This window comes from Neptunitalea chrysea (genome assembly GCF_027924145.1).
GTDB lineage: Bacteria > Bacteroidota > Bacteroidia > Flavobacteriales > Flavobacteriaceae > Neptunitalea > Neptunitalea chrysea.
In genome coordinates, this window is record NZ_BRVP01000006.1 from 123,340 (window position 1) to 147,191 (window position 23,852).

General features: G+C 33.8%; 25 protein-coding genes. 9 read left to right on the forward strand and 16 right to left on the reverse strand.

Annotation, left to right across the window (positions count from 1 at the left end):
• Positions 1–3 precede the first annotated feature (3 nt).
• Complete coding sequence (rsfS, locus tag NBRC110019_RS05715; protein ID WP_281753163.1) at positions 4–375, reverse strand: ribosome silencing factor; 372 nt, start codon at positions 373–375, stop codon at positions 4–6.
• Between the two features lie 94 nt (positions 376–469).
• Here rsfS and NBRC110019_RS05720 point away from each other — a divergent pair, with 94 nt between their 5' ends.
• Positions 470–1,201 carry a biotin--[acetyl-CoA-carboxylase] ligase gene (locus NBRC110019_RS05720; RefSeq protein ID WP_281753164.1) on the forward strand — a complete coding sequence of 244 codons (732 nt, stop codon included), beginning with the start codon at positions 470–472 and terminating at the stop codon, positions 1,199–1,201.
• Between the two features lie 38 nt (positions 1,202–1,239).
• Here NBRC110019_RS05720 and NBRC110019_RS05725 read toward each other — a convergent pair whose 3' ends face one another.
• Both NBRC110019_RS05725 and pyrE read right to left on the reverse strand, forming a co-directional pair.
• Entirely contained in the window at positions 1,240–1,632 is a 393-nt protein-coding gene (locus NBRC110019_RS05725; RefSeq protein WP_281753165.1) for an SRPBCC family protein, read from the reverse strand.
• A 52-nt stretch (positions 1,633–1,684) separates the two neighbouring features.
• Entirely contained in the window at positions 1,685–2,326 is a 642-nt protein-coding gene (pyrE, locus tag NBRC110019_RS05730) for an orotate phosphoribosyltransferase (RefSeq protein WP_281753167.1), read from the reverse strand.
• Positions 2,327–2,333: 7 nt separating this feature from the next.
• On the opposite strand from pyrE, the gene NBRC110019_RS05735 reads away from it, so the two are divergent.
• The gene (locus tag NBRC110019_RS05735) at positions 2,334–2,939 is read left to right on the forward strand and encodes an NUDIX hydrolase (protein ID WP_281753169.1); all 606 of its coding nucleotides are present in this window, start codon (positions 2,334–2,336) and stop codon (positions 2,937–2,939) included.
• Position 2,940: 1 nt separating this feature from the next.
• Here the strand turns inward: NBRC110019_RS05735 and NBRC110019_RS05740 are convergent, their stop codons facing one another.
• The 3 genes from NBRC110019_RS05740 to NBRC110019_RS05750 are packed head-to-tail and all read right to left on the reverse strand — an operon-like array spanning position 2,941 to position 6,208.
• Positions 2,941–4,698, reverse strand: coding sequence for a M14 family metallopeptidase (locus tag NBRC110019_RS05740; protein WP_281753171.1), 1,758 nt, complete (start codon positions 4,696–4,698; stop codon positions 2,941–2,943).
• A 53-nt stretch (positions 4,699–4,751) separates the two neighbouring features.
• Positions 4,752–5,204: a pantetheine-phosphate adenylyltransferase gene (gene coaD / locus NBRC110019_RS05745; protein WP_281753173.1), complete on the reverse strand. Its 453-nt coding sequence runs from the start codon at positions 5,202–5,204 to the stop codon at positions 4,752–4,754.
• Positions 5,205–5,230: 26 nt separating this feature from the next.
• On the reverse strand, positions 5,231–6,208 hold the full coding sequence (locus NBRC110019_RS05750; protein ID WP_281753175.1) for a D-alanine--D-alanine ligase: 978 nt from the start codon (positions 6,206–6,208) through the stop codon (positions 5,231–5,233).
• A gap of 161 nt (positions 6,209–6,369) precedes the next feature.
• Here NBRC110019_RS05750 and NBRC110019_RS05755 point away from each other — a divergent pair, with 161 nt between their 5' ends.
• From NBRC110019_RS05755 to NBRC110019_RS05785, 7 genes are all read left to right on the forward strand, one after another.
• On the forward strand, positions 6,370–7,011 hold the full coding sequence (locus NBRC110019_RS05755; RefSeq protein WP_281753177.1) for a PASTA domain-containing protein: 642 nt from the start codon (positions 6,370–6,372) through the stop codon (positions 7,009–7,011).
• Positions 6,998–8,041 (forward strand): RluA family pseudouridine synthase, encoded by a 1,044-nt coding sequence (locus NBRC110019_RS05760; protein ID WP_281753179.1) that lies wholly within the window; start codon positions 6,998–7,000, stop codon positions 8,039–8,041. Before NBRC110019_RS05755 ends, NBRC110019_RS05760 begins: the two co-directional genes overlap by 14 nt.
• Before the next feature lie 175 nt (positions 8,042–8,216).
• A complete protein-coding gene (gene yaaA, locus NBRC110019_RS05765) occupies positions 8,217–8,978 on the forward strand; it encodes a peroxide stress protein YaaA (protein ID WP_281753181.1) in 762 nt (253 codons plus the stop codon).
• A 19-nt stretch (positions 8,979–8,997) separates the two neighbouring features.
• Positions 8,998–9,723: a hypothetical protein gene (locus NBRC110019_RS05770; RefSeq protein WP_281753183.1), complete on the forward strand. Its 726-nt coding sequence runs from the start codon at positions 8,998–9,000 to the stop codon at positions 9,721–9,723.
• A gap of 7 nt (positions 9,724–9,730) precedes the next feature.
• On the forward strand, positions 9,731–10,402 hold the full coding sequence (locus NBRC110019_RS05775) for a uracil-DNA glycosylase family protein (RefSeq protein ID WP_281753185.1): 672 nt from the start codon (positions 9,731–9,733) through the stop codon (positions 10,400–10,402).
• A gap of 186 nt (positions 10,403–10,588) precedes the next feature.
• Entirely contained in the window at positions 10,589–11,251 is a 663-nt protein-coding gene (locus NBRC110019_RS05780; protein WP_281753187.1) for a hypothetical protein, read from the forward strand.
• 28 nt (positions 11,252–11,279) lie between these two features.
• On the forward strand, positions 11,280–11,990 hold the full coding sequence (locus NBRC110019_RS05785) for a hypothetical protein (RefSeq protein WP_281753189.1): 711 nt from the start codon (positions 11,280–11,282) through the stop codon (positions 11,988–11,990).
• Between the two features lie 58 nt (positions 11,991–12,048).
• Here the strand turns inward: NBRC110019_RS05785 and NBRC110019_RS05790 are convergent, their stop codons facing one another.
• From NBRC110019_RS05790 to NBRC110019_RS05835, 10 genes are all read right to left on the reverse strand, one after another.
• Positions 12,049–12,894: a sugar phosphate isomerase/epimerase family protein gene (locus tag NBRC110019_RS05790; protein WP_281753190.1), complete on the reverse strand. Its 846-nt coding sequence runs from the start codon at positions 12,892–12,894 to the stop codon at positions 12,049–12,051.
• A gap of 17 nt (positions 12,895–12,911) precedes the next feature.
• Positions 12,912–14,312: a carbohydrate porin gene (locus tag NBRC110019_RS05795; protein ID WP_281753191.1), complete on the reverse strand. Its 1,401-nt coding sequence runs from the start codon at positions 14,310–14,312 to the stop codon at positions 12,912–12,914.
• A 51-nt stretch (positions 14,313–14,363) separates the two neighbouring features.
• Positions 14,364–15,683: an L-fucose:H+ symporter permease gene (gene fucP, locus NBRC110019_RS05800; RefSeq protein WP_281753192.1), complete on the reverse strand. Its 1,320-nt coding sequence runs from the start codon at positions 15,681–15,683 to the stop codon at positions 14,364–14,366.
• A gap of 22 nt (positions 15,684–15,705) precedes the next feature.
• Entirely contained in the window at positions 15,706–16,626 is a 921-nt protein-coding gene (locus tag NBRC110019_RS05805; RefSeq protein ID WP_281753194.1) for a carbohydrate kinase family protein, read from the reverse strand.
• Between the two features lie 140 nt (positions 16,627–16,766).
• Positions 16,767–17,774: a LacI family DNA-binding transcriptional regulator gene (locus NBRC110019_RS05810; RefSeq protein WP_281753196.1), complete on the reverse strand. Its 1,008-nt coding sequence runs from the start codon at positions 17,772–17,774 to the stop codon at positions 16,767–16,769.
• An 86-nt stretch (positions 17,775–17,860) separates the two neighbouring features.
• Positions 17,861–18,577 carry a VIT1/CCC1 transporter family protein gene (locus tag NBRC110019_RS05815; protein ID WP_281753198.1) on the reverse strand — a complete coding sequence of 239 codons (717 nt, stop codon included), beginning with the start codon at positions 18,575–18,577 and terminating at the stop codon, positions 17,861–17,863.
• 395 nt (positions 18,578–18,972) lie between these two features.
• Entirely contained in the window at positions 18,973–20,571 is a 1,599-nt protein-coding gene (locus NBRC110019_RS05820) for an MDR family MFS transporter (protein WP_281753200.1), read from the reverse strand.
• 3 nt (positions 20,572–20,574) lie between these two features.
• The gene (locus tag NBRC110019_RS05825) at positions 20,575–21,657 is read right to left on the reverse strand and encodes an HlyD family secretion protein (RefSeq protein ID WP_281753202.1); all 1,083 of its coding nucleotides are present in this window, start codon (positions 21,655–21,657) and stop codon (positions 20,575–20,577) included.
• A 30-nt stretch (positions 21,658–21,687) separates the two neighbouring features.
• Positions 21,688–22,998: a TolC family protein gene (locus NBRC110019_RS05830; RefSeq protein ID WP_281753204.1), complete on the reverse strand. Its 1,311-nt coding sequence runs from the start codon at positions 22,996–22,998 to the stop codon at positions 21,688–21,690.
• On the reverse strand, positions 22,988–23,608 hold the full coding sequence (locus NBRC110019_RS05835; protein ID WP_281753206.1) for a TetR/AcrR family transcriptional regulator: 621 nt from the start codon (positions 23,606–23,608) through the stop codon (positions 22,988–22,990). The genes NBRC110019_RS05830 and NBRC110019_RS05835 overlap by 11 nt, the downstream gene beginning before the upstream one ends.
• Between the last annotated feature and the right edge of the window lie 244 nt (positions 23,609–23,852).

The following is a 23,852-nucleotide window of genomic DNA, read 5'->3' on the forward strand; positions in this document are numbered from 1 at the left end:
AGTTTAATAATTAGTAGCTATAGAGGTTACTTTTGCATCACCCCATAGACTTTCAATATCATAATATTCCCTTATGTGTCTTTGAAAAACGTGTACAACAACATTTACATAATCCATTAGCACCCATTCAGAATTATCTGTTCCTTCAACGTGCCATGGTTTTTCGTTCACTTCTTTACTTACAACTTTTTGAACTGAATTAGCAATGGCATTCACTTGCGTGTTAGAGGTACCATTACAAATTATAAAGTAGTCGCAAACGGTATTTTCGATTTCTCTTAAATCTAAGATATCAATCTGTTGTCCTTTTGCATCTTCAATCCCCTTTAAGATAAGTGTTATTAATTGATCTGTTCTACCTGAATCTTTATTCATTAATGATTTTTAATTTTTCACAAAGTTATCACTTTTTTGCTTTCTTAATGCTGTAAATTAACATTACCTTTATTTTTAAAATTAAATAAACACAATGAATTTAATCAAACTTAATGCCACAGAATCTACAAATTCTTATTTAAGGGGGCTTTTAAGAGAGACAAATTTGCAAGATCATACTGTTGTTTTAACAAAAGAGCAAACTAGAGGAAGAGGGCAAATGGGTACTCAATGGGTCTCGGAACCCGATAAAAATCTGACTTTTAGTGTGTATAAGAAGCTTCATTGCTTAGCTATAGATGAGCAATTTTATATAAGTATGGCTATCTCCATAGCAATCTATAAAGCACTGTCAAAAATGGGAGTACCTAATTTATATATTAAATGGCCTAATGACATACTGTCACTTAATTGCAAAATTTGTGGCATTCTTATAGAGAGTATCATAAAACAAGACAAGTTGGTGTCAGTTATTGCAGGTGTTGGGTTAAATGTAAATCAACTTGAGTTTGCTGGGTTGCAAAGTGTATCTTCTTTAAAACGATTAACAGGAGTATCATACAATGTAGAGGAAGTATTACATGAGATTATTAGTGAATTTTATGTAGTTATTAAGTTACTAGAAGACCAGAAACTAGAGGAGATTAAAAGTACCTATGAAAGTTTATTGTTTAGAAAAGACAAGCCTTCAACATTTAAAGACATGAACGGCAATCTTTTTATGGGTTTTATAAGAAGGGTAAACAATATAGGTAAGTTGGTAATTGAGCTGGAGGATAGGGAAGAAAAAGAATTTGACTTAAAAGAGGTGAAACTTTTATATTAAAAAAAAACCGGAAAGGAACTTTCCGGTTTTTTGTGTGATTATAATTTAGACATATTTTCTGTAAGTGTACCAATAAAATTAGTAATTGGACCTTTTATCATCATTCCCATCATTGCGTTAAATTGTCCTTCAAAAACTAATTGAGCTGTAGTTGTGTTGTCATCTACTTTGGTAAGGTTGGCCGTTAGTGTAAAGGGTAGTTTATCACTAGCAGCACCTAAAATAACTTTATTAAACGGTTCGGTACTTTTAAGTTCTAATACAATTTCTGGCATTCCAGATAAAGCAAATAGAAACCTTTTTTCGTTTAACATTTCAAATTTGTTAATATTTGCAGGCATTAATTTTTCAAAATTCTTAACGTCGCTAAGTACATTAAAAAGTTCTTCCTGACTTTTAGAAACAGTTACCTCTGGGCTATCTATGTTCATAATATTTTTTGTTATCTGTTAAAGATATAATGCTTAATAAATAACACCAAATTTATTGATTCCATTTATCTGGTGCTTCTCTCCACAATTGTAAAGCATCTACTTCGTCTTCGGTAATATACCCGGTGTTGGTAGCTTGTTCTAATAAGTGCATGTAATTACTTATTGTGTGTAATTCAACATTTGCCTCTTTAAAATTGTTATCGGCAATGGCAAATCCATATGAAAATATAGCAATCATCCCTTTTACAATGGCTCCGGCATCTTTCAATGCTTTAACGGCATTTAAGCTGCTACCACCAGTGCTAATAAGGTCTTCTACTACCACTACATTTTGACCCTTGTCTAAGAAACCTTCAATCTGGTTTTGTCTTCCATGTTTCTTAGGTTCAGGACGTACGTATACAAATGGGATTCCTAAATATTCGGCTACTAACATACCAATCCCTATAGCTCCGGTTGCTACACCTGCTATTACATCCGGCTTACCGTAAATGTTTTCAATTTGTTTCCCTATGTTCTCCCTAACATAATTTCTAATAGTAGGATAGGACAATATTACCCTGTTATCGCAATAAATTGGCGATTTCCATCCTGAACTCCATGTGAAAGGATTTTTTGGATTCAACTTAATTGCATTAATTTGCAATAGGAGTTCAGCTGTTTTTTTAGCTGTATCTTTATCTAAAACCATAGCACAAATGTATGAAGTTTTTGTAAATGAACATCCAATTATTTTGATTAGTGAATTGAAAAAGGAGGATTCATTTAAATATTTTCTATTAGAAAATGTAGATTTATCAAAAGTTGTTAAAGATCTTAATAACGGAAATATGGATGCTGCATATTTGTATCACCCTGATAAAGATAAATTACTTAAGAAATTTAAGAATAAATTACCTGTTGTTTTGGCTGCTGGAGGGGTGGTGAAAAATAAAAAAGGAGAAATTCTTTTTATTTTTAGAAATGGGAAATGGGATTTGGCTAAAGGAAAACTTGATAAGAATGAAAAAATTTATGATGCGGCTATTAGAGAAGTAGAAGAGGAAACGGGCGTTAAAAATTTAAAGCTTGACGGATACTTTAAAACTACGTATCATATTTTTAAAAGAAACGGGGAGTATAGATTAAAAGAAACCCATTGGTACTATATGAAATCTTCGTACACAGGTAAATTAAAACCTCAGTTAGAAGAAGGTATTACCAAAGTAGAGTGGAAAAATCCTGAAGATATAAAAGAGGCTTTAACTAATACATATCCAAATATTATAAAGTTATTTGAAGAGATAGAGGTATCGGTAGACTAATTTAGTCTACCGGTACTTCTATTCTATATATAGGATATCTTAAATGTGCTTTTTCGTAATATTTGGAGTTCATATATATCCAATCAAGTTGTGTTCTCCAATGATTTGAGAATGCTGTATCTGTTTCTTTTTTAGTTAAAAATTCTTTTTTTAACTTCGGATTTTTGTCTAAAATTTCAATGGCTAAATCTTCGAATACATAAGGTGAATAATGTTCTTTTTCCTGTAGAATCATATCAAAAAAGTTCCAATTGAAGAATGAATCTGTAGCTTCAGGTTCAAGAGTTTCTAAAAGATATCTTTTTCCTTTCTGATCTACTTTAACTATAACATCTCCTTCTTTTATTAAAATGCTATCTTTTTTAGGAGTAACCTTGGTGGCATAATGTAAATAGTGACCTTCGTATGCGTTATGAACCGTTTGGAAATCTTTAATTTTATAATAGGTAACATAGGCAGTGGAATCTTCCTTCATAACCCGTATGGTTATTTTATTCTTTTTTAATTTCTCAATAATAGGATACCAGCCTTTAGGTATTATATAAGCCTCCGGAACCTTTATTTTTTTAACAGGTTTGTAGTAGTTATAATATTTTATGTTGGTTGTAAGGGGGTTATCTCTATTATATTTAAGTCGGGGTAAACCAGTTATTTCGCTAACTAAAGTATCTGCTCTAAATCCTTTAAATTTTAATGAGGTATATTTGGTAGAGTCTAGTTCCCAAGTGATAGGGTAGTAGGTGTCTTGTGCTATTTTTTCAAAAGCCATTGTTCGTAAGTCGGCAATTCGTTTGGACTGATTATCGGTTATATTAATTACCGATTTCATAAGTTCATACGTGCCTTCAACTCTTGCTTTGTACGATTTTAGCATGTGCGTTTCTATCATTAACCCTAAAGTATTCCAAAGTGTTGTATATCCAGTAGAATATCTTGGATAATCCATAAATTGAGGAAAACCTACTTCGGGAACTTGATTGAATACGTTTACATAAGGAGTAATGTCTAAATTCTTTTGTGTTAAAGAATCTACAAGTGCTGGCATAAATTCGGTTTGTACATAGTTGCCTAAACTTCCTTGTAGTTTATTGTGTTGCGTAAACAAATGAGTTAAGGTGTATTGATAATCTGCACCGTTACTTACGTGATTATCAATAAAAACATCTGGTTGAACCTGATGGTATATAGCAGCAAACGACTCCATGTTTCTAGAGTCCATTTTAATAAAATCTCTATTTAAATCGTAATTTCTGGCATTACCTCTAAAACCATACGTTTCTGGTCCGTTTTGGTTAACCCTTGTAGTGCTATTTCTTTGTAATGCACCTCCTATATTGTACACAGGGATGGCTACTATAATGGTGTTTTCTGGAGGAGTAATTTGTCTTTGAGCCAGATTTCTCATTAGAATCATGGTAGCGTCTATACCATCACTTTCACCGGGGTGAATACCGTTGTTAATAAGTAATATTCGTTTATTTTCTTTTCTGAGATTTATAAAATTAAAATCACCTTTAGGGTTATATACCACAATGTGCAATGGTTCGCCACTGTCTGTAGTTCCCATAGTTTGCAGGCTTACCGTAGTGTACGAATTGGCTAACTCTTTATAAAAAGAAACAACCTCTTCATAAGTGGCAGTTTGTTCTCCTTCCGAACTCTCAAATAAGGTGATAAAACTATCCTTTTTAGTAACCGAATCATCTCGGCAACCTGTAAGCATTAATATTGAAAGTAATATAAGTAGTAAGCGTTGCATAGTCAGTAATTAAAAATATGTGATATATATTATACCCAAAAAAAATGTATTGGTTAAAATTTAACACTATCCGGAACCAACACTGTATAGTCTCCATTATTTCTGATAACATCTCTAACAATAGAAGATGAAATAAATGAAGTCTTGGCAGCTGTAAGCAAAAATACAGTTTCTATATAAGAGAGCTTTCTATTGGTATGTGCAATAGCTTTTTCAAATTCAAAATCAGCCGGATTTCTCAATCCTCTTAATATGAAATCGGCATCAACCTCTTTACAAAAGTCAACCGTTAATCCTTTATAGGTAGTTACTTTAACAATAGGCTCATCCTTAAATGCGTTTTCAATAAACTTTTTACGTTCTTCTAATGAAAACATATAATTCTTATCCGAGTTAATGCCAATGGCAACTATAACCTCATCAAAAAGTTTACATCCTCTTTTTATAATATCGTAATGACCTAATGTTATAGGATCAAAAGATCCCGGAAAAATGGCTCGTTTCATAATTACATTCTTTATGCTACTTTACGCTATTTTAAAGTTGCCATTTCTATGGCGTTTTCAAATAATTCGGGTAATGTAATACCAGCTTTGGCTGCTTGCTGTGGCAATATACTCGCTTCTGTAAGTCCGGGTATGGTATTTACTTCCAGTAAGTATGGGGTGTCTTCAATAAAAATAAACTCACTTCTGCTAAAACCGCTCATTTTTAAAACTTTATAAATAAGTTTGGCAACAGTACTTACATTACTTTCTTGTGTAAGAGAAATTCTTGCAGGTGTAATCTCTTGTGATTTACCTAAATATTTGGCTTCGTAATCAAAGAAATCATTTTCGCTAACAATCTCTGTAATAGGAAGTACGGTTACAGTACCTTGGTAATTAATAACCCCTACAGATACTTCTGTACCAGAAAGAAACGATTCGATAATAATTTCATCATCTTCTTTAAAGGCAACTTCAATAGCATTCATCATGTCTTCTGCTTTGTGCACTTTAGTTACCCCAAAACTACTTCCGGCATTGTTAGCCTTAACAAAACAAGGTAGCCCTACTTTATCTACTATAGTAGCAACTTCAATAGCGTCTCCTTTATTTACATAAAAAGATGTAGCCGTTTTAATTCCGTATGGTTTTAAAATAGCCAATAAATCTCTTTTATTAAAAGTAGTAGCAGCCTGATAAAAACCACAACTGGTTTGTGGAATTCCTAGTAAGGCAAAATAAGCTTGCATATAACCATTTTCTCCCGGGCTGCCATGAATAGCATTAAATACCACATCAAAAGTAATTTTAGTGTCATTAGCTGTAACCGAGAAATCGTTCTTATCAATAGGATATTCAATGTCATTATCATCTACATAAACCCATTTTTCTTTAAAAATATGAACACGAAATGCATGGTACTTTTCTTTTGGTAAGTGCTGGTATACAACGTTTCCACTTTTCAAGGAAATTTGGTATTCACTTGAAAAACCACCCATAATTATGGCAATGTTTTTTTTCATAGGGCGTTACTACTGGTATATAAGTTAATTAAACCCGAAAGTCGAGATACAATAGCTCTGAGACTAGCCTCAGAAGTCGATTTCTTATTTCAAAAGTATCTATAAAATTTGAAAGGGTAAAAAGAAAACACTTTTATATATATTTGCTAAATAAAATAACTATGATGAATTTTATAAAGTTTCTTTTCAGTAAGACCTTTTTAATACAGATAGGTCTTGCTCTTGTAGCACTTTGCTTATTTATTTTTATTGTGTTGCAATGGTTAGACAGTACCACAAACCATGGTGAGTTTGTAGTAGTTCCTGATCTTTCAAAAATGTCGTTACGAGTGGCAAAAGAAATGACCGAAAAAGAAACCTTACGAATAGAAGTTTCTGACTCTGCAGAATACAATCCTAATGTGCCTAGATATGCAGTGATTAGTCAGGAACCCAAGGCAGGAGAACATGTAAAAGAGCACCGAAAGGTATATGTACGTATTAACCCGTCTGGTTACAGAAAGGTTACTTTACCGCAGCTTAAACAGTTGACCAAGAGAAATGCACAAGCCATGCTTAAGGCCATAGGACTAGAAATAGGAGAAGTTGAGTATGTAGATGATATTGGTAAGGACATGGTGTTAGGTGCGTTGCATAAAGGGGATACCATTTATGCCGGAGATAAATTTCAAAAAACTTCAGTAATCGATTTAATATGTGGAAATGGAATTGATCCGGATGCTCCAAAATTTGGAGAACCTGTAATTGATTCTCTTCAACAAGTAAAAATAGACTCTATAAATACTATAAATGCAGGAGAATAAGACTAATAACGAGGCAGAATTTAATGACGATGAGCTTTATGAGCATTACAGCTTTAAAGCCGATAAAGGACAACAGCCTTTTCGTATAGACAAGTTTTTAATGAACCGTATAGAGAATGCTACGCGAAATAAAATTCAGCAAGCAGCTAAAAACGGTAATATCTATGTGAATGATGTTGCCGTAAAACAAAACTATAAGGTTAAGGCTTTTGATGAAATTAAAGTTCTTTTTGAACACCCACCACACGAATATTTACTTACTCCTGAAAATATTTCTTTAGATATAGTATATGAAGATGATCAGCTATTAGTAGTAAATAAACCTGCCGGTATGGTGGTACATCCGGGGCATGGCAATTATTCGGGAACACTTATAAATGCTCTTATATATCATTTTGAAAACTTACCGTTAAATAGTAACGAACGCCCTGGTTTAGTACACCGTATTGATAAAGATACCAGTGGTCTGTTGGTAGTTGCTAAAACGGAGCATGCCTTAAGTTATTTGTCTAAACAGTTTTTTAATAAAACTTCTGAAAGAGAATATATAGCCCTTGTTTGGGGTACTTTTGAAGAAGAGGAAGGTACTGTTACCGGACATATAGGAAGGCATTTGAAAAACAGACTTCAGATGGATGTTTTTCCGAATGGTGAATATGGTAAAGAAGCGGTAACACATTATAAGGTAGTAGAAAGGTTTGGTTATATAACCATGGTAAATTGTACCCTTGAAACTGGTAGAACGCACCAAATACGGGCACATATGAAACATATTGGGCATACCTTGTTTAATGATGAGCGCTATGGAGGAGAACGAATTCTTAAAGGAACTACCTTTACTAAATACAAACAGTTTGTAGATAATTGTTTTAAATTATTACCACGTCAGGCGCTACATGCCAAAACCCTTGGTTTTGAACATCCAACTACGGGTGAGTTTATGCGTTTTACGTCTGATTTACCCTCCGATATGCAAGAATGTATAGAAAAGTGGCGTACCTATGCAAAACACATAAACGATATAGAATAGATGGTATCGTAAAAATTGATACAGCTATAATAATAATCTAAATAATTACATTGTTTCTGCTTTTTTGGCTGTTTATCTTTGTAAATGAAAATAGATAATATGTTACTAACAGTCGGGTTATTTTTAACTATGATAGCCTGATATATTAGCTTAAATTGTAAGAAATACATACGTTATGAAAATAGTTGTCTCTCCGGCCAAATCGTTAGATTATGATAGCAAGCTTCCTTTTGAGGAATATACGGTACCTTTTTTTTTAAAAGAAGCAGAACGTTTAAATAGTTTATTGAAAAAGCAATCACCTAAAATGTTATCTGAATTAATGGGGATTTCAGATAAACTGGCCGAGCTTAACTGGCAACGTAATCAAGATTTTCATGTACCGTTTACTTTAGAGAATGCTAGGCCGGCTATGTATGCGTTTAACGGAGATGTGTATACAGGATTGGATGCTTATACTATTCCTAAGGAAAAATTAGACACATTACAAGATACTTTGCGCATACTATCTGGTTTATATGGGGTTTTAAAACCGTTAGATTTAATGCAGCCGTACCGTTTAGAAATGGGAACCAAGTTTTCTGTAGGGAAGAACAAAGACTTATATGAATTTTGGAAAAAAAAAGTAACCAAAAAACTAAATGAAGAAGTAGCGGAGGGAGAAATTTTTTTAAATCTGGCCAGCAATGAATACTTTGGAGCAGTGGATACTAAGGCTTTAAAAGTGCCTGTTATTACTCCGGTATTTAAAGATTGGAAAGGAGATAAATTAAAAATTATCAGCTTTTATGCTAAAAAAGCCAGAGGTTCTATGGTTCGCTACATTATTGATAATAATGTAACTACTTTAGAAGAATTAAAAGGCTTTAATTATGACGGATATGGATTTAGTGAAGAATATACTACCAAGAAAAATGAATTGGTATTTGTAAGATAAAGGTTATCTTGTAGCTATTATGTATTATTATATAGGTCTTGCATTAAACGCGTTTTGTATTTACCATGCTTATAAGAATGGTAAGGAATATTATTGGTTTTTTATTATTCTCTTTCTTCCTGGTATAGGTGGACTTATTTATTTGTTTACTCAAGTATCATTTGCAAAAACATCTGTATCCATATCTACGGAGCAAGCCGTAAATGCTATCTACCCAGCAAAACGAGTTAATAATCTTGAAAAGCAATTGGAGTTTTTAGATACTTTTGAAAACCGAATTATGCTAGCAGATGCCTATGCTCAGAATCAACGTTATGAAGAGGCTAGGGATATGTATTTAAGCGCTTTAAAAGGAAACTATGAGAACGATTATTATGGCGTAGCCAATTTAATTAAAGTATATGATGCTTTAGAGGAGTATGATAAGGTGATAGCATATACACAGAAAATTATTAATAAGGTAGAGTTTAAGCAGTCGGAGTATCAATTTTTATATGCTAAGGCATTAGAAAAATTAGGCAAAACAACGAAGGCTGAGCAAGAATTAATGAAAGTAAATATACCTTATAAAAATTATGGGGAGCGCTATTATTTAGCTCAATTTTTAATTGAAAGAAGCAAAATTACTGAAGCAAAGGAAATTTTAGAAGATATACTTTCGGAGTCTAAGCACATGCAACGCAAAAACTATCGTAAAAACAGTCTGGTCTTTTCTAAGGTAAGAGAGTTGCTAAATACACTTTGAGGCATTTATGTTTTTACATCAACATCCATACAAGCCATTTATACCTGAAAATGCAACTAAACTAATTGTTGGTACATTACCACCTCCTAGGTTTACTACAGGTGAACTTAAACCAAGAGATGTTGATTTTTGCTATGGAAGCATCGATGGGCAATTATGGCCAATACTTAATCGTATTTATAATTTAGATTTAATTTTTGAAAATACCACTTATGCAATAAATCAACGAAAGGCTTTTCTAGAGAATAATGGTATTGGTATTTGTGACATTGTAGAAAGAGCATACCGTTCTAAAATAGATGCTTCAGATCTTGGGATGCTCAATGTTGAGTTGCGAGATTTGATAGGTTATTTAAGGGCACATCCAAAAGTAGTTACTTTACTTTTTACTGGAGGAAATTCTAAAAATGGACCGGAATATTTCTTTAGAAAACATTTAAAAAAATATCATCTTGCCTTAGACCTTATGAATGCTACTACACCAAAAATACATACGTTTATTTTAGATGGTAGAATCATTACAACGGTTTCTTTAACAGCTCCTTCCGGATCGGCTAATCGAGCTGTGGGGAGTAACCCATTATATAAAAAAATGAAGGCAGAAAATAAATCATACACTACTATAGATTTTAGAGTCCTTCAGTATACTCCATACTTCAAAGGTGAAATAGATTTATAGTTTTAACATATAATGATTTGTTAAATTAAGGGTGAAAACGCGATCTTAACATTTCTGAATACTTAAAAATATTACATTTATTTCCTTTAATTAATAAAAGTAATGAATGTACTTCAATGTTTTTTGATATGTATATTAGTTTTTATTTCATCTGGTACAATAAAGGCACAAAATATACCTGAAAATATGATAGCCGGTATTGTCGATGGTGATTCTTTTAAGTTATCAGGGGTTTATGTCCGAAATGTTTCAACTAAAGTTTTTACATTGACTTCTCAAAAAGGGAGGTTTATGCTTCCTGTTAATATAGGAGATACCTTGAGGTTTGTGTATTTAGGAATGAAAGATAAGGTACATGTGCTTACTGCAGATGAGTATGATAAAAAGTATATACAAATTTCTATGGAGGTAGCTACAGAGGAGTTAAGTGATGTAGTTGTAGAAAAACAAGTGATTGATGAGGTTACGTTAGGAATTGTTAGTGAAAAACGAGTTCATTTAACTAAAAACGAACGACAATTAAAAGCTTCTGAATTTCGCCCTATACAGTTACTAGGGCTTTTAGTAGGAGGAATGCCTTTAGATCCTGTTATAAATGCCATTAGTGGAAGAACTAAAAAGTTAAAGAAAATGGTAGCCCTAGATAAGGATAAAATCAATGTAGAAGAACTTTATAATCGTTTTTATTCTTATTCGGTTATGACCTTAAAGGTGCCGGAGTCTCAGGTAAAACAGTTTATGTACTATATTGTGGATTATAAAAAGGACGAGGAACTGCTTTCTATGGACGAGGAACTTAGTGAATTTTATTTAACAGAAATCTATCAGGAATTTAAAAATCAGGATTAGATAGTCACTTATATTATAAATTATTCGGATGATAAAGCATTATTTTTTATATTTTTTATTGGGGTTGGTTTCTCTATATTCGTTTGGGCAAGATGAAGGAGTTTTAATGGAAGGTAAAATTATTCAGGATACCATTGCGTTACCCGATGTGTATGTGAAAAATATGACAGCCGGAAATTTTACCATAACTACTAAAAATGGGAAATTTCTGTTGAATGTTCATAAAGGAGATACCTTGCGATGCGTTTCTATGGGGTTACAGGACGTGGTTATTTGCGTTTCCAAAGATGATATAACCAATAAATTTCTTCTTATAAATATGCATGAAGTGCCTGAAGAACTTGGAGAGGTTATAGTACAGACCGATACTATAAACGCAATGAGTTTGGGGATTATATTCGGAATAGTTAAGCATTATAATAAAGATGAACGTATTGCTAAATTTACTGAAAAAGGTAGTTTGGAAAGTATTCTCATGGCACTTAGTGGTGAGCGTAAAAAGCGTTTGAGGCGTTTAGAGCTTTCTGTTGATAAAGGGAATTTTGATAAAATGTTTGAGCATTTTTATGTGTATTCCACAACTACTTTAGGACTTGATGGAGATGATTTTACTACATTTTTATATTATATAGTGGATAATAAAAAGGATGATAAAATTTTAAACGCATCTAGTGAAAGTTTAGCTGAGTTTTATTTAGCCGATGCTTTTCATGAATATAAAAAATGGATGGAGGAATAAAATAAGCATACCAGCTTATAAGGCGGCATGCTTGTATTGTATCGGAGTTTTTGCAAACTTATAAAGTTTGTACGTGTGTTTTTAAGTACATCAAACTTTGTGATGCTAGTTCTTTTGCAGTAAGTTTTGAGGGTTGCCATAACGATACGGCACTTTGCATACCCTTTACATGAGACGAAAAGTTTTCTAAAACTAAATTTCCTTCAAAATCAATAGTTTTTAAAGCATTAAAGAGTTCACTCCAGTTAATAGTACCGTCTCCGGGTTTTCCTCGGTTACTTTCGGTTATGTGCAGGTGTTTTAGCTTATTGCCAGACGCTATTATTGGATCGTGAAAGTTTGCTTCTTCAATATTCATATGAAACGTATCTAAATGTACTACAAGATTAGACTCTCCGATACTATTAATAAGAGCTAATACATTATTGGCTGTGTTACATACATAACTTTCATATCTGTTTATAGGTTCTATACCTATGGTAATACCCAGATTATTAGCGTATATAGCTGCCTTATGAAGAACTTCAGAAATAATCTTTAGTTCTTCTTGAGTAACAGGGTTTCCAGAGAAAACACCAATACCAGAGTGCAACACTCCTCCAATAAAAGTGGCGCCTAGTGTTGCTGCTGTTTCCAATGACTTTTTTATAAGGTCTAATGCTTCGTGAGGGTGTGTAGGTATGTGCGTTTCTGCATCTAAGTTTAATGCACAACTTACCTGTAATGAGTATTTTTGTAGGTGCCTTTTTAGTTTATGAGTGTCAACTTTATCGTGGTGTGGTAAAAGCAGTTCTATAAGGTCAAACTTGTTTGCGGCAATGTGTTCTATGGCATAAAGAACGTTTTCTTCTTTCCAGTTAGGAGGAATGAAAGATAACATAGATGCTCCGTAAGTAATGTTCATTGTATTTTGTTTTAGAGTTAGAATATCCACCATTCTGATCGTACACCAAAATAGGTGCCCAGTTGTTTTTTACCTGCTTGTACCAGAAATGGGGAGTAGAAGTTATTTTTAGCAAAGTCGTTATACCATGCTACTGAGGCTATAAACCGTATATGAGGACGTGCCCACGGACTACGTTCTGCTGTAGGCGCAATAGTTGGCGCTAAAGTAAACTTTACCATCTGCGCATTCGGGTTATATCCATCTTTACGCTGTGTGAAATGCAATTCGGATAATAGATGAATGGTGTTGCTGGCATAGTATATAAATCGACTTCCTAGTGCTATATCTGTTTTGCGATTGTATATAGATGTGTTGTAAAAGCTTGATGCCTGATGGTTACTATTGGATCCACCTTTACTATGAATATACACAGCATACGGATTGATACTCCATCTATCAGAAAGATTTAATAGCAAATGTTCAACTATAGTAAACGAAAAAGCTCCCTTATATACCCCATTAGAATCGGGAGCACCATACGTTCGCCAGGTTTGGGTGTTACCGTTATCACCTCCATTGGCAATACCTGCTCCGTATCTCATGGCAAATTGATTAAATGAACCTTTCTTTTGTGTTTGCAAGGAGGTGTTTAGTTTAGCCCCTGCTACCCATCCCCAATCGGAGGGATAGTCTACGGTACTGTTTTCCGAAATTTCAGGTACATTATGGTACTCTGCTAATAGCTTTACATTGTTTTTTGTACCTATTTGTAACTTCTGCTCAAGTACCAATACTTCGCGTTGTCGGTACGTGAGATTTTCATTTCCGGTAATGATGTTAGAATAGGAGTAAGGAGTAGTGCTTGTTGAGGTGGTATCTATAATAGCCGGAAAGTACATAGATAGTTTGGTGTTTTTATATTGTAAACCAAAACCTTGTGCAGAATGGTCGTCAAAATAAAAATAGTCTGCAATATGAATATCGTCATAGCGCATATACCGAGCACCGGCCCAGGCACTCCAGTCACTCCCATTTATATTACGAGCTTCTACAAAAGCCTCAGGTAAGCTAACAACTAATCCGTTTATGTTATTAGAAGTAACATTGCCTAGAAAGGTACTGTTACCAGAGTAAAAGGCTAACCTTACCTGAAAATCGATTACCGTACTGTCTTTATTGGTATTCACAGGAGTAAAATGAAAAGCAGGTAGTAAATCCATATAATCTCCCTGATCCATTCGTCCTCCTAAGGAACCTTGTCCCAATAGATTTAGTTGACGCCCAGTATGACCTTCAATTTGTGGAGAGTATGCAAAGCCAATTCTTCCGGTTGTACCAAAAGAAAAGTTCTTGTTTGTTATGGTAATTTGGGCATGTAAACACCCTGTTGCGGCTAGTAAAACTACTAGGCAACGAACAATATTTTTATGTTCCATGATATGTTTTGTTACTATCTACATAGAGATGAATTCGTTATAATGAAGTGGTTAAATACTTTTGGTTTTCTCTTTTTTAGCCGTATAAAACCCGTACCAAGCGATATATAAAAAGCAGCATAAAGGCAATATGAATGAGAAGTTAACCATGCTTATTCCCAGAATTGAAAACTTTTCTGTACCGCTAGTAGAAAGATCTATTAACTGCCCTTGAAGATTTGGCATTAACGCACCACCTACAATAGCCATAACCAGTCCGGCTGAGCCAATTTTAGCTTGTTCTTCAGTAAGGCTACTTAAGGCAATACCGTAGTTAGTAGGGTACATAATAGACATACAGAAGGATATAGCTACTAATGCATAAAGTCCAATAGTGCCGTGTATAGTAATTGTTAAGAAGGCAAAGCATACTGCCAACCCCGAAAAATAACCTAGCAATTTACCTGGTGTCAGAAATTTTAATAAGTAGGTACCCACAATGCGTCCTACAGTAAAAACTAGAAAGGCTCCAATTTGGTAGTATCCTGTGGTAACGTTGTCTATATGTATGGCTTCAGCATACGAATAAATATAGGTCCAACACATTATTTGTCCTCCCATGTAGAGTGTTTGAGACAGTACGCCTAATATGTATGTTTTGTTTTTAACAATGCTAGAAAAGGTTTTCGTAATATTTGAAACTTTGTCATTACTTGTGCTTTGAGGCATCTTAATTGTTAGAAACAGAATAAATACAAGAGTAATTACGAGTCCTAAGATAACATACGGGTTTCTAATAACCATTAAATCAGCTGTTCTAATCATGGTTTTAGTGGCTTCATCCAATGTTTTAAAATTGGTAATGTCATCAGACTGTAAATTTTTCAAGACAAATTGTTGCGCCACCAAAATTCCGGCAATTAAACCAACAGGATTAAAAGCCTGCGCTAGATTTAATCGTTGTGTTGCCGTTTCTTTAGCCCCCATAGCTAAGATATAGGGGTTGGCAGAGGTTTCTAAAAAAGCCAAGCCAAAGGTAAGTATGTATAAACCAAAGCAAAAGAAACCAAACTGTTCTGTAATCGCTGCAGGATAAAAAAGTAAGGCACCAACGGCATATAAAGCAAGCCCAATAAGTACTCCGGTTTTATAAGAGTACTTTCGCATAAACATAGCTGCTGGTAATGCCATACAAAAATATCCTCCATAAAAAGCCATTTGCACCATAGATGCTTGGGAGTAGGAGAGTTCTAGTACTTTTTTAAAAGCATGTACCATGGGATCTGTAACAGCATTGGCAAATCCCCAAAGGGCAAAGAGTAAAGTAACTAAAGCAAAAGGAATAAGTGCCATTTTAGACACTACGGGCGGGGTATGATTTGTAGTTTTCATAATCTTGTAATAAGTGTTTATATTAAAGGGAAAAGCGTTGTGTTGTCGTTTTTAAAAAGTTATTAAAATCTTCCATTGTATAGTCTGGACAAGCACCGTGATTTGAAGTAATAAAAGCACCTAGATCAATACCTTGTTTAACAGCTTCAAGCGGGGTACCTCCAGTGATTTTTTTAGAAATAAAACCCGCTAAAAAAGCATCTCCACTACCCACGGTGTCTGCAATGGTTACAGGTAGTGCTGAGACGGAGTAATAGTCTTTATTATTCATATATAAAGCGCCTTTACTTCCTTTTGTAATAATAACTTCGTCTAATGAATAATGCTCATGTATAAATTGTACGCTATCTTTTTCGTTGTAATAAGTTTTGTCTAAAAGGTTAATAATGGTTTTAAGCTCTGCCTTATTCATTTTTACCACATTCGATTTTTTTAGTAGTTCATTTACCTTGTTAAAATCAAAATAAGGCATACGAATATTGATATCGAAGACTTTATATGGAGCAATCTCTATTAACGCTAATAAGGTGTTATAAGATGTTTGATGTCGTGTAATAAGGCTGCCAAAAATAAATGCTGTAGCCGTTTGTAGTTTCTCTTTGTAATTATCTCTACATTCAATAAAGTCCCAGGCCACTTGTTCTACAATGTCATAATGAGCTTCATTTTGATTGTCGATAGTAGCTATAACTGTTCCTGTAGGCTTGCTATTATCTATTTGTATTTCTGTTTCAGGAATACCCCAGCCTTTTACTTTGTTTAACAGTTCATTTCCTAAAGTATCAAATCCAACTCTGCTTATCATATGAGAGTTGATCCCCATTTGTTTAAGATTATAGGCAACATTAAACGGAGCACCACCTGCTTTTTTGCCTTCAGGGAAAATATCCCATAGTACTTCACCGAAGCAGTAAACATGTTTGTTATTTGTATTTTGTATCATGATTTAACTGATTAAACGTTTAAGCAATAAGTTGCAAAAACAATTTATTAAATTTATATAGTATATTATAATTATTCATCTTCTTTATATGGTGTTTAATTTAACTGATTAAACGTTTAAGCAGGTCTTAAAAAAAATAGCTAGGAGGATGCTCCAACTATTAAACTAGCTTCCAGTGTTGTTTTTTGGAACTTTGTTTGCGGATCTTTAATCATTTTCTCCAATTGTGTTACGGCTTGTACACCTATTTCATATAAGGGCTGTTTTATATGAGATACAGGAACCTTAAAAACTTTATAAGCTTCTACTTCATCAAAAGCTAACACACCAATTTTTTCAGGTACTTCAATTCCAAGTTTTACAAGTGTTTTTAATCCTGCCACAGCAAGCTTATTGCTGCTAAAAAACAAAGCATCTATAACCGGATTAGGTGTTAGCAATTGTTTTAAATTTTTATCGATATCTCTGTCAATAAAATCTTTATCAACTTTTATTAGTCTTGAATTTTTAATAGGAACCTTATGAGCTTTCAATGCATTTTTAAATCCAATTTCTCTATCTAAGAGATGTTGTAAATCTGTTATATACGAGATAAAGGCAATCTTTTTTCTATTATTTTTAATAAGATGTTCGGTTCCTTTAAAAGTAACTTCGGTATTATCAATGCCAATAGTGGTAGCTCTTAAACTAGGAATATAGCGGTCAATTAAAACAAACGGAATAGCTTGCTTTTGAATGCGCTCTAAAAAGTTAGCACTATTTGCTACTGGGGCAATAATAAGTCCATCCACTTGTCTATCGCAAAAGGTGTTTATTAGATCTTCAAATTTTTCTTTGTCTTCATCACAACTGCCAATGATTAGTGTACACCCTATATGTTTAGCGGCGTCTTCAATAATTCGGGCAAGTTGCGAGAAATAGGGGTTAGCAATGTCTGCTACTAAAAGCCCAAAAGTAAACGTACGTTGTGTTTTTAAACTTTTGGCTATTTTGTTGGGTCTGTAATTAAGTTCCTGAGCAGCATTTTTCACCTTTTTAATAGTGTCTTCACTAATGCGACTATCCTTTCTGTTATTTAAAACATAGGAAACCGATGCAATAGAAACACCTGCTTTTTTGGCTACATCTTTAATAGAAACTTTTTTCACTACAACGTTGTTTGCTCCAAAAGTAGAAAAGATTAAACGTTTAAGCAAGCAAAAAATAAATATTTTTAAAAGATATACGATTGTTATTAAATAGCCATGTTAAACAAATGTCCGGCGAATGCACTTAAAAACATGGCTATAGTACCCCAAACTGTAATTCTTATCACTGCCTTTGTTATATTAGCTCCTCCGGTTTTGGCAGAGATAGCTCCTAGTAGCATCAGAAAAAAAATGGCACTCACATATTGAGAAACAACCATATGATTTACAGGTAGAAAAATGGTAACTAATAGTGGCATAAGTGCTCCACAGGTGAAAGAAGCTCCCGATGCTAAGGCCGCTTGTAAGGGGTTTGCCTTAGTCATTTCATTAATGCCTAACTCATCTCGTACATGAGCTTCTAGGGCATTATGTTCGGTTAGTTCTGTAGCTACTTGTAGCGCAGTATTTTTGCTTAGGCCTCTTGTTTCATATATCTTAGCCAGTAATTTAAGTTCCAGTTCGGGCATTTCTTCTAATTCCTTTTTTTCCCGTTCAATATCTGACTTTTCAATATCTGTTTGTGAGCTTACCGAAACATATTCTCCAGCTGCCATAGAAAGTGCTCCTGCAACTAAACCGGCTAGTGTAGCCAGTATAATAGATATTCTATCTGTAGTGGCAGCAGCTACACCAACAGCAATACTGGCAGTAGATAAAATACCATCATTAGCACCTAATACAGCTGCTCGCAACCAATTACTTTTATGAATGTAATGTACTTTATAGTATTCTTCTAAATCGGGTTCAATGTTTTTTTCCATACCTACTGTACCATTCTTTAAAATTTCATAAGATAAAGTACGTAAAATGTAATGAAGTTTATTATAGCAGATAGTAGTTTTTAAAGTGTTTATGCTAATTTGTAATAAGAATCAGTAAGAATATGAATAGTATAAAACAAAAAACATCCCGATAAGAGGGGTCTATCGGGATGCTTTCTAAATTCCAAAAGTTGTTGTCATCATTCTTTCCGTTTACAACTTCATTCTTTACAAATTTTGGTCTTTCTCTAAGCTTAGTTCTTCTAAGGCTTCACTGACCGAAAAGCCTGTGATTATTTTTCCTTATACTTTGTAAGTCTTAATTTTCTTATTTAAAGATACAACAGATAAAATATAAATTGTATTAAAATTTTTCTAAACTATTGTTAATAGTTTTAGTGTGCCGCATTACTCATATCTACTTTACCGGCTCCTTTTTTAATTAACATAACAAACGGAACACAAAGTAAGAATAAGATTCCCAGATACAGAAATACATCCATATAGGCTAGTACCGTACTTTGTTTGGTAATCGATAAATCTAACATTTTATGAGCTTTGTCTAAGGCTTCGTTAGATGAAAAGCCTTTGCTCATGAACATTTGTTGCGTTGCAGCCAATTGTTGCTGTACCTTATATTTAATAGGCGTAATATTAGAAATTAAGTCTACTCTATGTTGCATAGATATTCGGGTAATAAAGGTGGTGATAATAGCAATACCAAAAGACCCTCCTAATTGGCGCATCATTCCTGTAAAGGCTGCACCGTCTCCAATATCTTTTCCTTGTAAGGTAGATAGTGATAGGGTGGTAATAGGTACAAATAGTAACCCTAAACCAATACCCCGCACCACCAGTGGCCAAAAGAAATGTTCTGCACCTGTATCTGGTGTCATCAATAAATACATCCATAAACTATATAGGAAGAAAGTTGTAAACCCGCCTATAACCAAATATTTCTGAGGTACTCCTTTTTGCAGCAGCTTGCCAATAATAGGCATCATAAGTCCTGTTGTAATGGAACTTGGTATTAATAATAAACCGGCATCGGTTGCAGTCCATCCTAAAATAGATTGTGTATAGATAGGTATAATAAAGGTAGAACCATATAATCCAAATCCTAAGATAAATGTCATAAGGGTACCTACATTAAGGTTTCCGTCGCGGAGTACCCGTAAGTTTACCACGGGATGTTCATATACCAGTTCTCTCCATATAAAGGCTACAAAACCAAATAATGAAACAATACTAAGGGCAACAATTAAAGGTTCTTCAAACCAATCGTCTTGTTGACCATGTTCTAAAACAAACTGTAACGAACCAATAAAGGCGGCTAATAACCCAATTCCTAACCAGTCTACTTGTTTTGCTTTCAGTTTATCTCCGTATTTCGGGCTTTTTACAAATAAGATGGTTAAAATGATTGCGGCAATCCCTACAGGAATGTTAATATAGAAAATATCTCTCCAGGAGTAATTATCTACAAGATACCCACCAAGTGGCGGACCAAGCGTTGGTCCTACAATAACTCCCATACCGTAGATGGCTTGAGCCATACCACGTTTTTCTATCGGATAACTTTCGGTGATAATGGTTTGCGCTGTTACTAGTAATGCTCCTCCTCCCATTCCTTGTATAAAACGAAAGGCTACCAATTCCCAAATATTAGTGGCATTACCACATAAGAAAGAAGTAACGGTAAAGATTACAATAGAAGCGGCAAAGTAATTACGTCTTCCAAATTGTTTGGAAAGCCATCCGGTCATGGGAATAATAATTACGTTGGCAATGGCATAGGCTGTAATTACCCACGCCACATCTGTTAATGTAGCACCCAAACTACCTCTAATGTCGTTAAGGGCTACGTTAACAATGGTGGTATCTATTATCTCTAGTAGCGCACATAAAATAGCGGTAATGGTAATAATAACCCTGTTAAAACCGTATTCTACTAAGCTATTAGGATCTGTTATTTGTGCTTTTACTTCAGACATAGGTTATTTTAAATGTACATCTACAACTACATTCATACCGGCACGTAATTTTGCTAATTTTGCATTGTTGTTTTCACTTGTAAAACTAATTTTTACAGGTAAACGCTGAATGGTTTTCACAAAGTTACCAGTAGCATTATTAGGAGGTAGTAAAGAGAATTTAGCTCCGGTAGCAGGAGAAAAGGCAGTTACTTTTGCCATAAACGTCTCTTTTGGAAAAGCATCTACTTCAATTGTTACAGTTTGACCCACTTCTAATTTTTCTAATTGTGTTTCTTTAAAGTTAGCAACCACCCATTTATCTGTGGTGTTTACTAAATAAAACAATGCCTGACCAGGTGATACGAATTGTCCTGGTTGTAGCTCAACAGCGGAAAGTTGCCCCTCTATTGGTGCAGTTACAATAGTGTAATTTCTATTTAAGATAGCAGCGTTTAACTGAGCAGTTGCACTTTCTACATTAGCTTGTGCTACCGCTACTTTTTTCTGTGCAATATCTGAATTGGTAACAGCCGCATATCTTTGACTAGAAGATGCTTTTTGTTGATTCTGTAAAACCTCAAGAGCTTTTTCAGCTTCTTGCTTATCAGCATCTGCTTGTTCAAATTGTTGTTTAGTGATTGATTTTTTCTCGTATAAATCTTTGTAACGTTCATAATCGTTAGTGGCTCTCCATAAACGTATTTTAGCACTTTCAATGTTACCTTGAGCAGAGTTTACTTGTGCAGTACTTGTTTGTACTCCTGCATTAGAAGCGTTAATGCTTGCCTCGGCTACAAGTAACTGACTTTCTGCAGCAGCAAGATTAGCTCTTGCCTGTGCAACTTGTACTTCGTAATCATCGTCTTGTATAACAAAAAGGGTGTCACCTTTAAAAACTTTTTGATTATCGGTCACATAAACTTTCTGTATGTACCCTGCTACACGTGGTATAATGGGGTTCATGTTGGCTTCAATCTGTGCATCGTCTGTAGTTTCATGCGCCATACCGTTAATGATAGTATAGCCTCCGTAAACAAGACCTATAAATACCATTACAGAGATGATAATTATAAATTTTTTATTTGTTTTTTTCTTTTGTTCCATGATCTATTCGGTGAAAATTTAGTTTTAGTATTAATTTAGATTTGAGGTTAAGCGACCTTGAGTATTTAAGAATTCGTAATACGTTCTAGTAATATCTGCCTGTGCATTTGCCAAGTCAATTTTTGATTGAAGCTTTTGAACATCTGCCTCTAATAAATCGTTAGTGTCTTGCAAACCATTATCATATTTGTCTTTTACAATACGATAGTTCTCAGTAGCTTGTTCTTCAGATTTGGTATATACCGTTAACTTTTTTAATGCTAGCTGATAATTTTGTCTGGCATTTTCCACCTGAATGTTTATTTGCTCATTGGCATGCTCAATACTATATTCTAGGGTCTGTGCTTTACTTTTTGCTGCTTTAATATGACTCTTAGCTTTAAAGATATCTGAGATGTTATAAGAAATTCCAACACCAAAATTCATAGCATTGGTAATCGTTATAAAATCTTGTATATCTGCTGCAATATATCCACCAGAGAAATAGATAGATGGGTAATATTTAGCTTTTGCAATTTTAACTTGTGATTCAGCAGCTTGTTTTTGCATTTCCATAGCTTGTACATCAAATCTTGAAATGCTTACAGATGGATTTGACTGTGCAATTCCAAAATCAGCGTCTGAGGTCTCAATAGTTGTGTTTGGGGGAAGTTTTAATAATGTTAATAATTGATAGTTGATCATGTAACGAGTTTTAATTGCTTCGTCAAGTGCTATTTGAATGTTAGCTTCTTGTAATTCAGCTTTTAAACGGTCGTTTTTAGCTAACAAGCCATTGTCTTCCATATTCTTAAAATCAACTACACGTTGGTGAGCACTTTTAAGATTTTCTTCAATAAGACTAACTGTTTGTGTTGCTTTGTATAGATTTATGTAGCCATTAATAGCCGCTAAGGCAATTTGCTCTTTGTCGTTTTTGGCCATTAAAACTTCGGCTTCATAGTTTTGTTCACCGGCTTTAATTGCGTTCTTAATTTGAAACCCTGAAAATATAGGTTGGGTTAAAGTAGCCATACCCAATGCCAATCTGTTTGGACTTGGAGTGGCACCCGAACTTTCGCTTCCGCTATCGGTACTTCCAGTGTTGTATTTAAGATTCATGTCAACATTGGTTAAATACATATATTGACCTGAAAGTTTAAAGTCGGGATACTGATTGTTTTTAATAACATTTAGCTCGTTTTCTGCCGTTAGCACTTTACTGTCCGAAATTTTAATTTCGGTACTGTTTCCCAGTGCTAATGATACAGCTTCCTGAAGGTTTAAGGGTTTTGTTTCTTGTGCATATGATAGCCCCATAGCTAACATTAGTACTAAAAACAAGGTGGTTTTAATTTTCATACGTTAAAATAGCTTTAATGGTTTTTTGGATATGTTTTGTGAGGGTGTGAAAAACAAAGTCATCAATGTCTTTGTCTTCCAGTTTGTATATAATTTTAAATAGTTTTTTGTTGTAATAAAAACTGAAGTAGCTGCCTAGAATGGTTGGGAAAATAAGTGGAATTTCTATGTTTGAAACAAATACCCCATTCTTTTGACCATCCTTAATAAAGCTCTCAATAAGGGTGTAGTTTTTTAACTTATGTTCAATATATTTTTCAATAGTAATATTTCTAAGACCATTAGAATGTTCAAAATGGAGTATTTTATGAATACGTCTATTTTTATGTATCCTTTTAATAAGGAGCATCACCATAGTATCTAATTTTTCAATATAGGTGAGGGTGTCATTCTTTATTATATTGGTAATTTCATTTCGAAAATCTAGTGTTCTATATTCTAACAAGGTTTCCAGAAGTTTTTCTTTAGAGCCAAAATAATAAGATATCATGGCAATATTAATATCTGCTTTTTTAGCAATTTGTCTTACCGAAGTAGCACCAAAACCATGCTCTGCAAATAACTGCTCTGCTATTATTAGAATTTGTATTTGTTTATCATTAAGATTCATGTCTTGTTCATTTTCATGACAAAATTAAACAAACGTTTAATTTAAACATTTGTTTAATAATTAAAAAAACGAAATTTAACAATACAACGTTGGAATTTTAATAGAAATAGGGAATTAAACGAATTGAGTTTGTTTTAGTGCATTGTCTAAACAATTGATTTTTTTAATAGGAAAACTAGATGTATTCCCAAAGAAGATTTTTTAGAAGATTAAGTTAGCAAAACTTCTTTTTTGATGGAGGCTA

Coding starts and splice junctions, on each gene's coding strand:
- NBRC110019_RS05830 (WP_281753204.1), bottom strand. CDS start 22,998: ATGAAAATTAAAACCACCTTGTTTTTAGTACTAATGTTAGCTATGGGG.
- NBRC110019_RS05825 (WP_281753202.1), bottom strand. CDS start 21,657: ATGGAACAAAAGAAAAAAACAAATAAAAAATTTATAATTATCATCTCT.
- NBRC110019_RS05805 (WP_281753194.1), bottom strand. CDS start 16,626: ATGATACAAAATACAAATAACAAACATGTTTACTGCTTCGGTGAAGTA.
- yaaA (WP_281753181.1), top strand. CDS start 8,217: ATGAAAATAGTTGTCTCTCCGGCCAAATCGTTAGATTATGATAGCAAG.
- NBRC110019_RS05790 (WP_281753190.1), bottom strand. CDS start 12,894: ATGAACATTACTTACGGAGCATCTATGTTATCTTTCATTCCTCCTAAC.
- NBRC110019_RS05815 (WP_281753198.1), bottom strand. CDS start 18,577: ATGGAAAAAAACATTGAACCCGATTTAGAAGAATACTATAAAGTACAT.
- pyrE (WP_281753167.1), bottom strand. CDS start 2,326: ATGGTTTTAGATAAAGATACAGCTAAAAAAACAGCTGAACTCCTATTG.
- NBRC110019_RS05820 (WP_281753200.1), bottom strand. CDS start 20,571: ATGTCTGAAGTAAAAGCACAAATAACAGATCCTAATAGCTTAGTAGAA.
- fucP (WP_281753192.1), bottom strand. CDS start 15,683: ATGAAAACTACAAATCATACCCCGCCCGTAGTGTCTAAAATGGCACTT.
- rsfS (WP_281753163.1), bottom strand. CDS start 375: ATGAATAAAGATTCAGGTAGAACAGATCAATTAATAACACTTATCTTA.
- NBRC110019_RS05770 (WP_281753183.1), top strand. CDS start 8,998: ATGTATTATTATATAGGTCTTGCATTAAACGCGTTTTGTATTTACCAT.
- NBRC110019_RS05795 (WP_281753191.1), bottom strand. CDS start 14,312: ATGGAACATAAAAATATTGTTCGTTGCCTAGTAGTTTTACTAGCCGCA.
- NBRC110019_RS05755 (WP_281753177.1), top strand. CDS start 6,370: ATGATGAATTTTATAAAGTTTCTTTTCAGTAAGACCTTTTTAATACAG.
- NBRC110019_RS05835 (WP_281753206.1), bottom strand. CDS start 23,608: ATGAATCTTAATGATAAACAAATACAAATTCTAATAATAGCAGAGCAG.
- NBRC110019_RS05735 (WP_281753169.1), top strand. CDS start 2,334: ATGTATGAAGTTTTTGTAAATGAACATCCAATTATTTTGATTAGTGAA.
- NBRC110019_RS05775 (WP_281753185.1), top strand. CDS start 9,731: ATGTTTTTACATCAACATCCATACAAGCCATTTATACCTGAAAATGCA.
- NBRC110019_RS05750 (WP_281753175.1), bottom strand. CDS start 6,208: ATGAAAAAAAACATTGCCATAATTATGGGTGGTTTTTCAAGTGAATAC.
- NBRC110019_RS05725 (WP_281753165.1), bottom strand. CDS start 1,632: ATGAACATAGATAGCCCAGAGGTAACTGTTTCTAAAAGTCAGGAAGAA.
- NBRC110019_RS05720 (WP_281753164.1), top strand. CDS start 470: ATGAATTTAATCAAACTTAATGCCACAGAATCTACAAATTCTTATTTA.
- NBRC110019_RS05740 (WP_281753171.1), bottom strand. CDS start 4,698: ATGCAACGCTTACTACTTATATTACTTTCAATATTAATGCTTACAGGT.
- NBRC110019_RS05760 (WP_281753179.1), top strand. CDS start 6,998: ATGCAGGAGAATAAGACTAATAACGAGGCAGAATTTAATGACGATGAG.
- NBRC110019_RS05785 (WP_281753189.1), top strand. CDS start 11,280: ATGATAAAGCATTATTTTTTATATTTTTTATTGGGGTTGGTTTCTCTA.
- coaD (WP_281753173.1), bottom strand. CDS start 5,204: ATGAAACGAGCCATTTTTCCGGGATCTTTTGATCCTATAACATTAGGT.
- NBRC110019_RS05780 (WP_281753187.1), top strand. CDS start 10,589: ATGATAGCCGGTATTGTCGATGGTGATTCTTTTAAGTTATCAGGGGTT.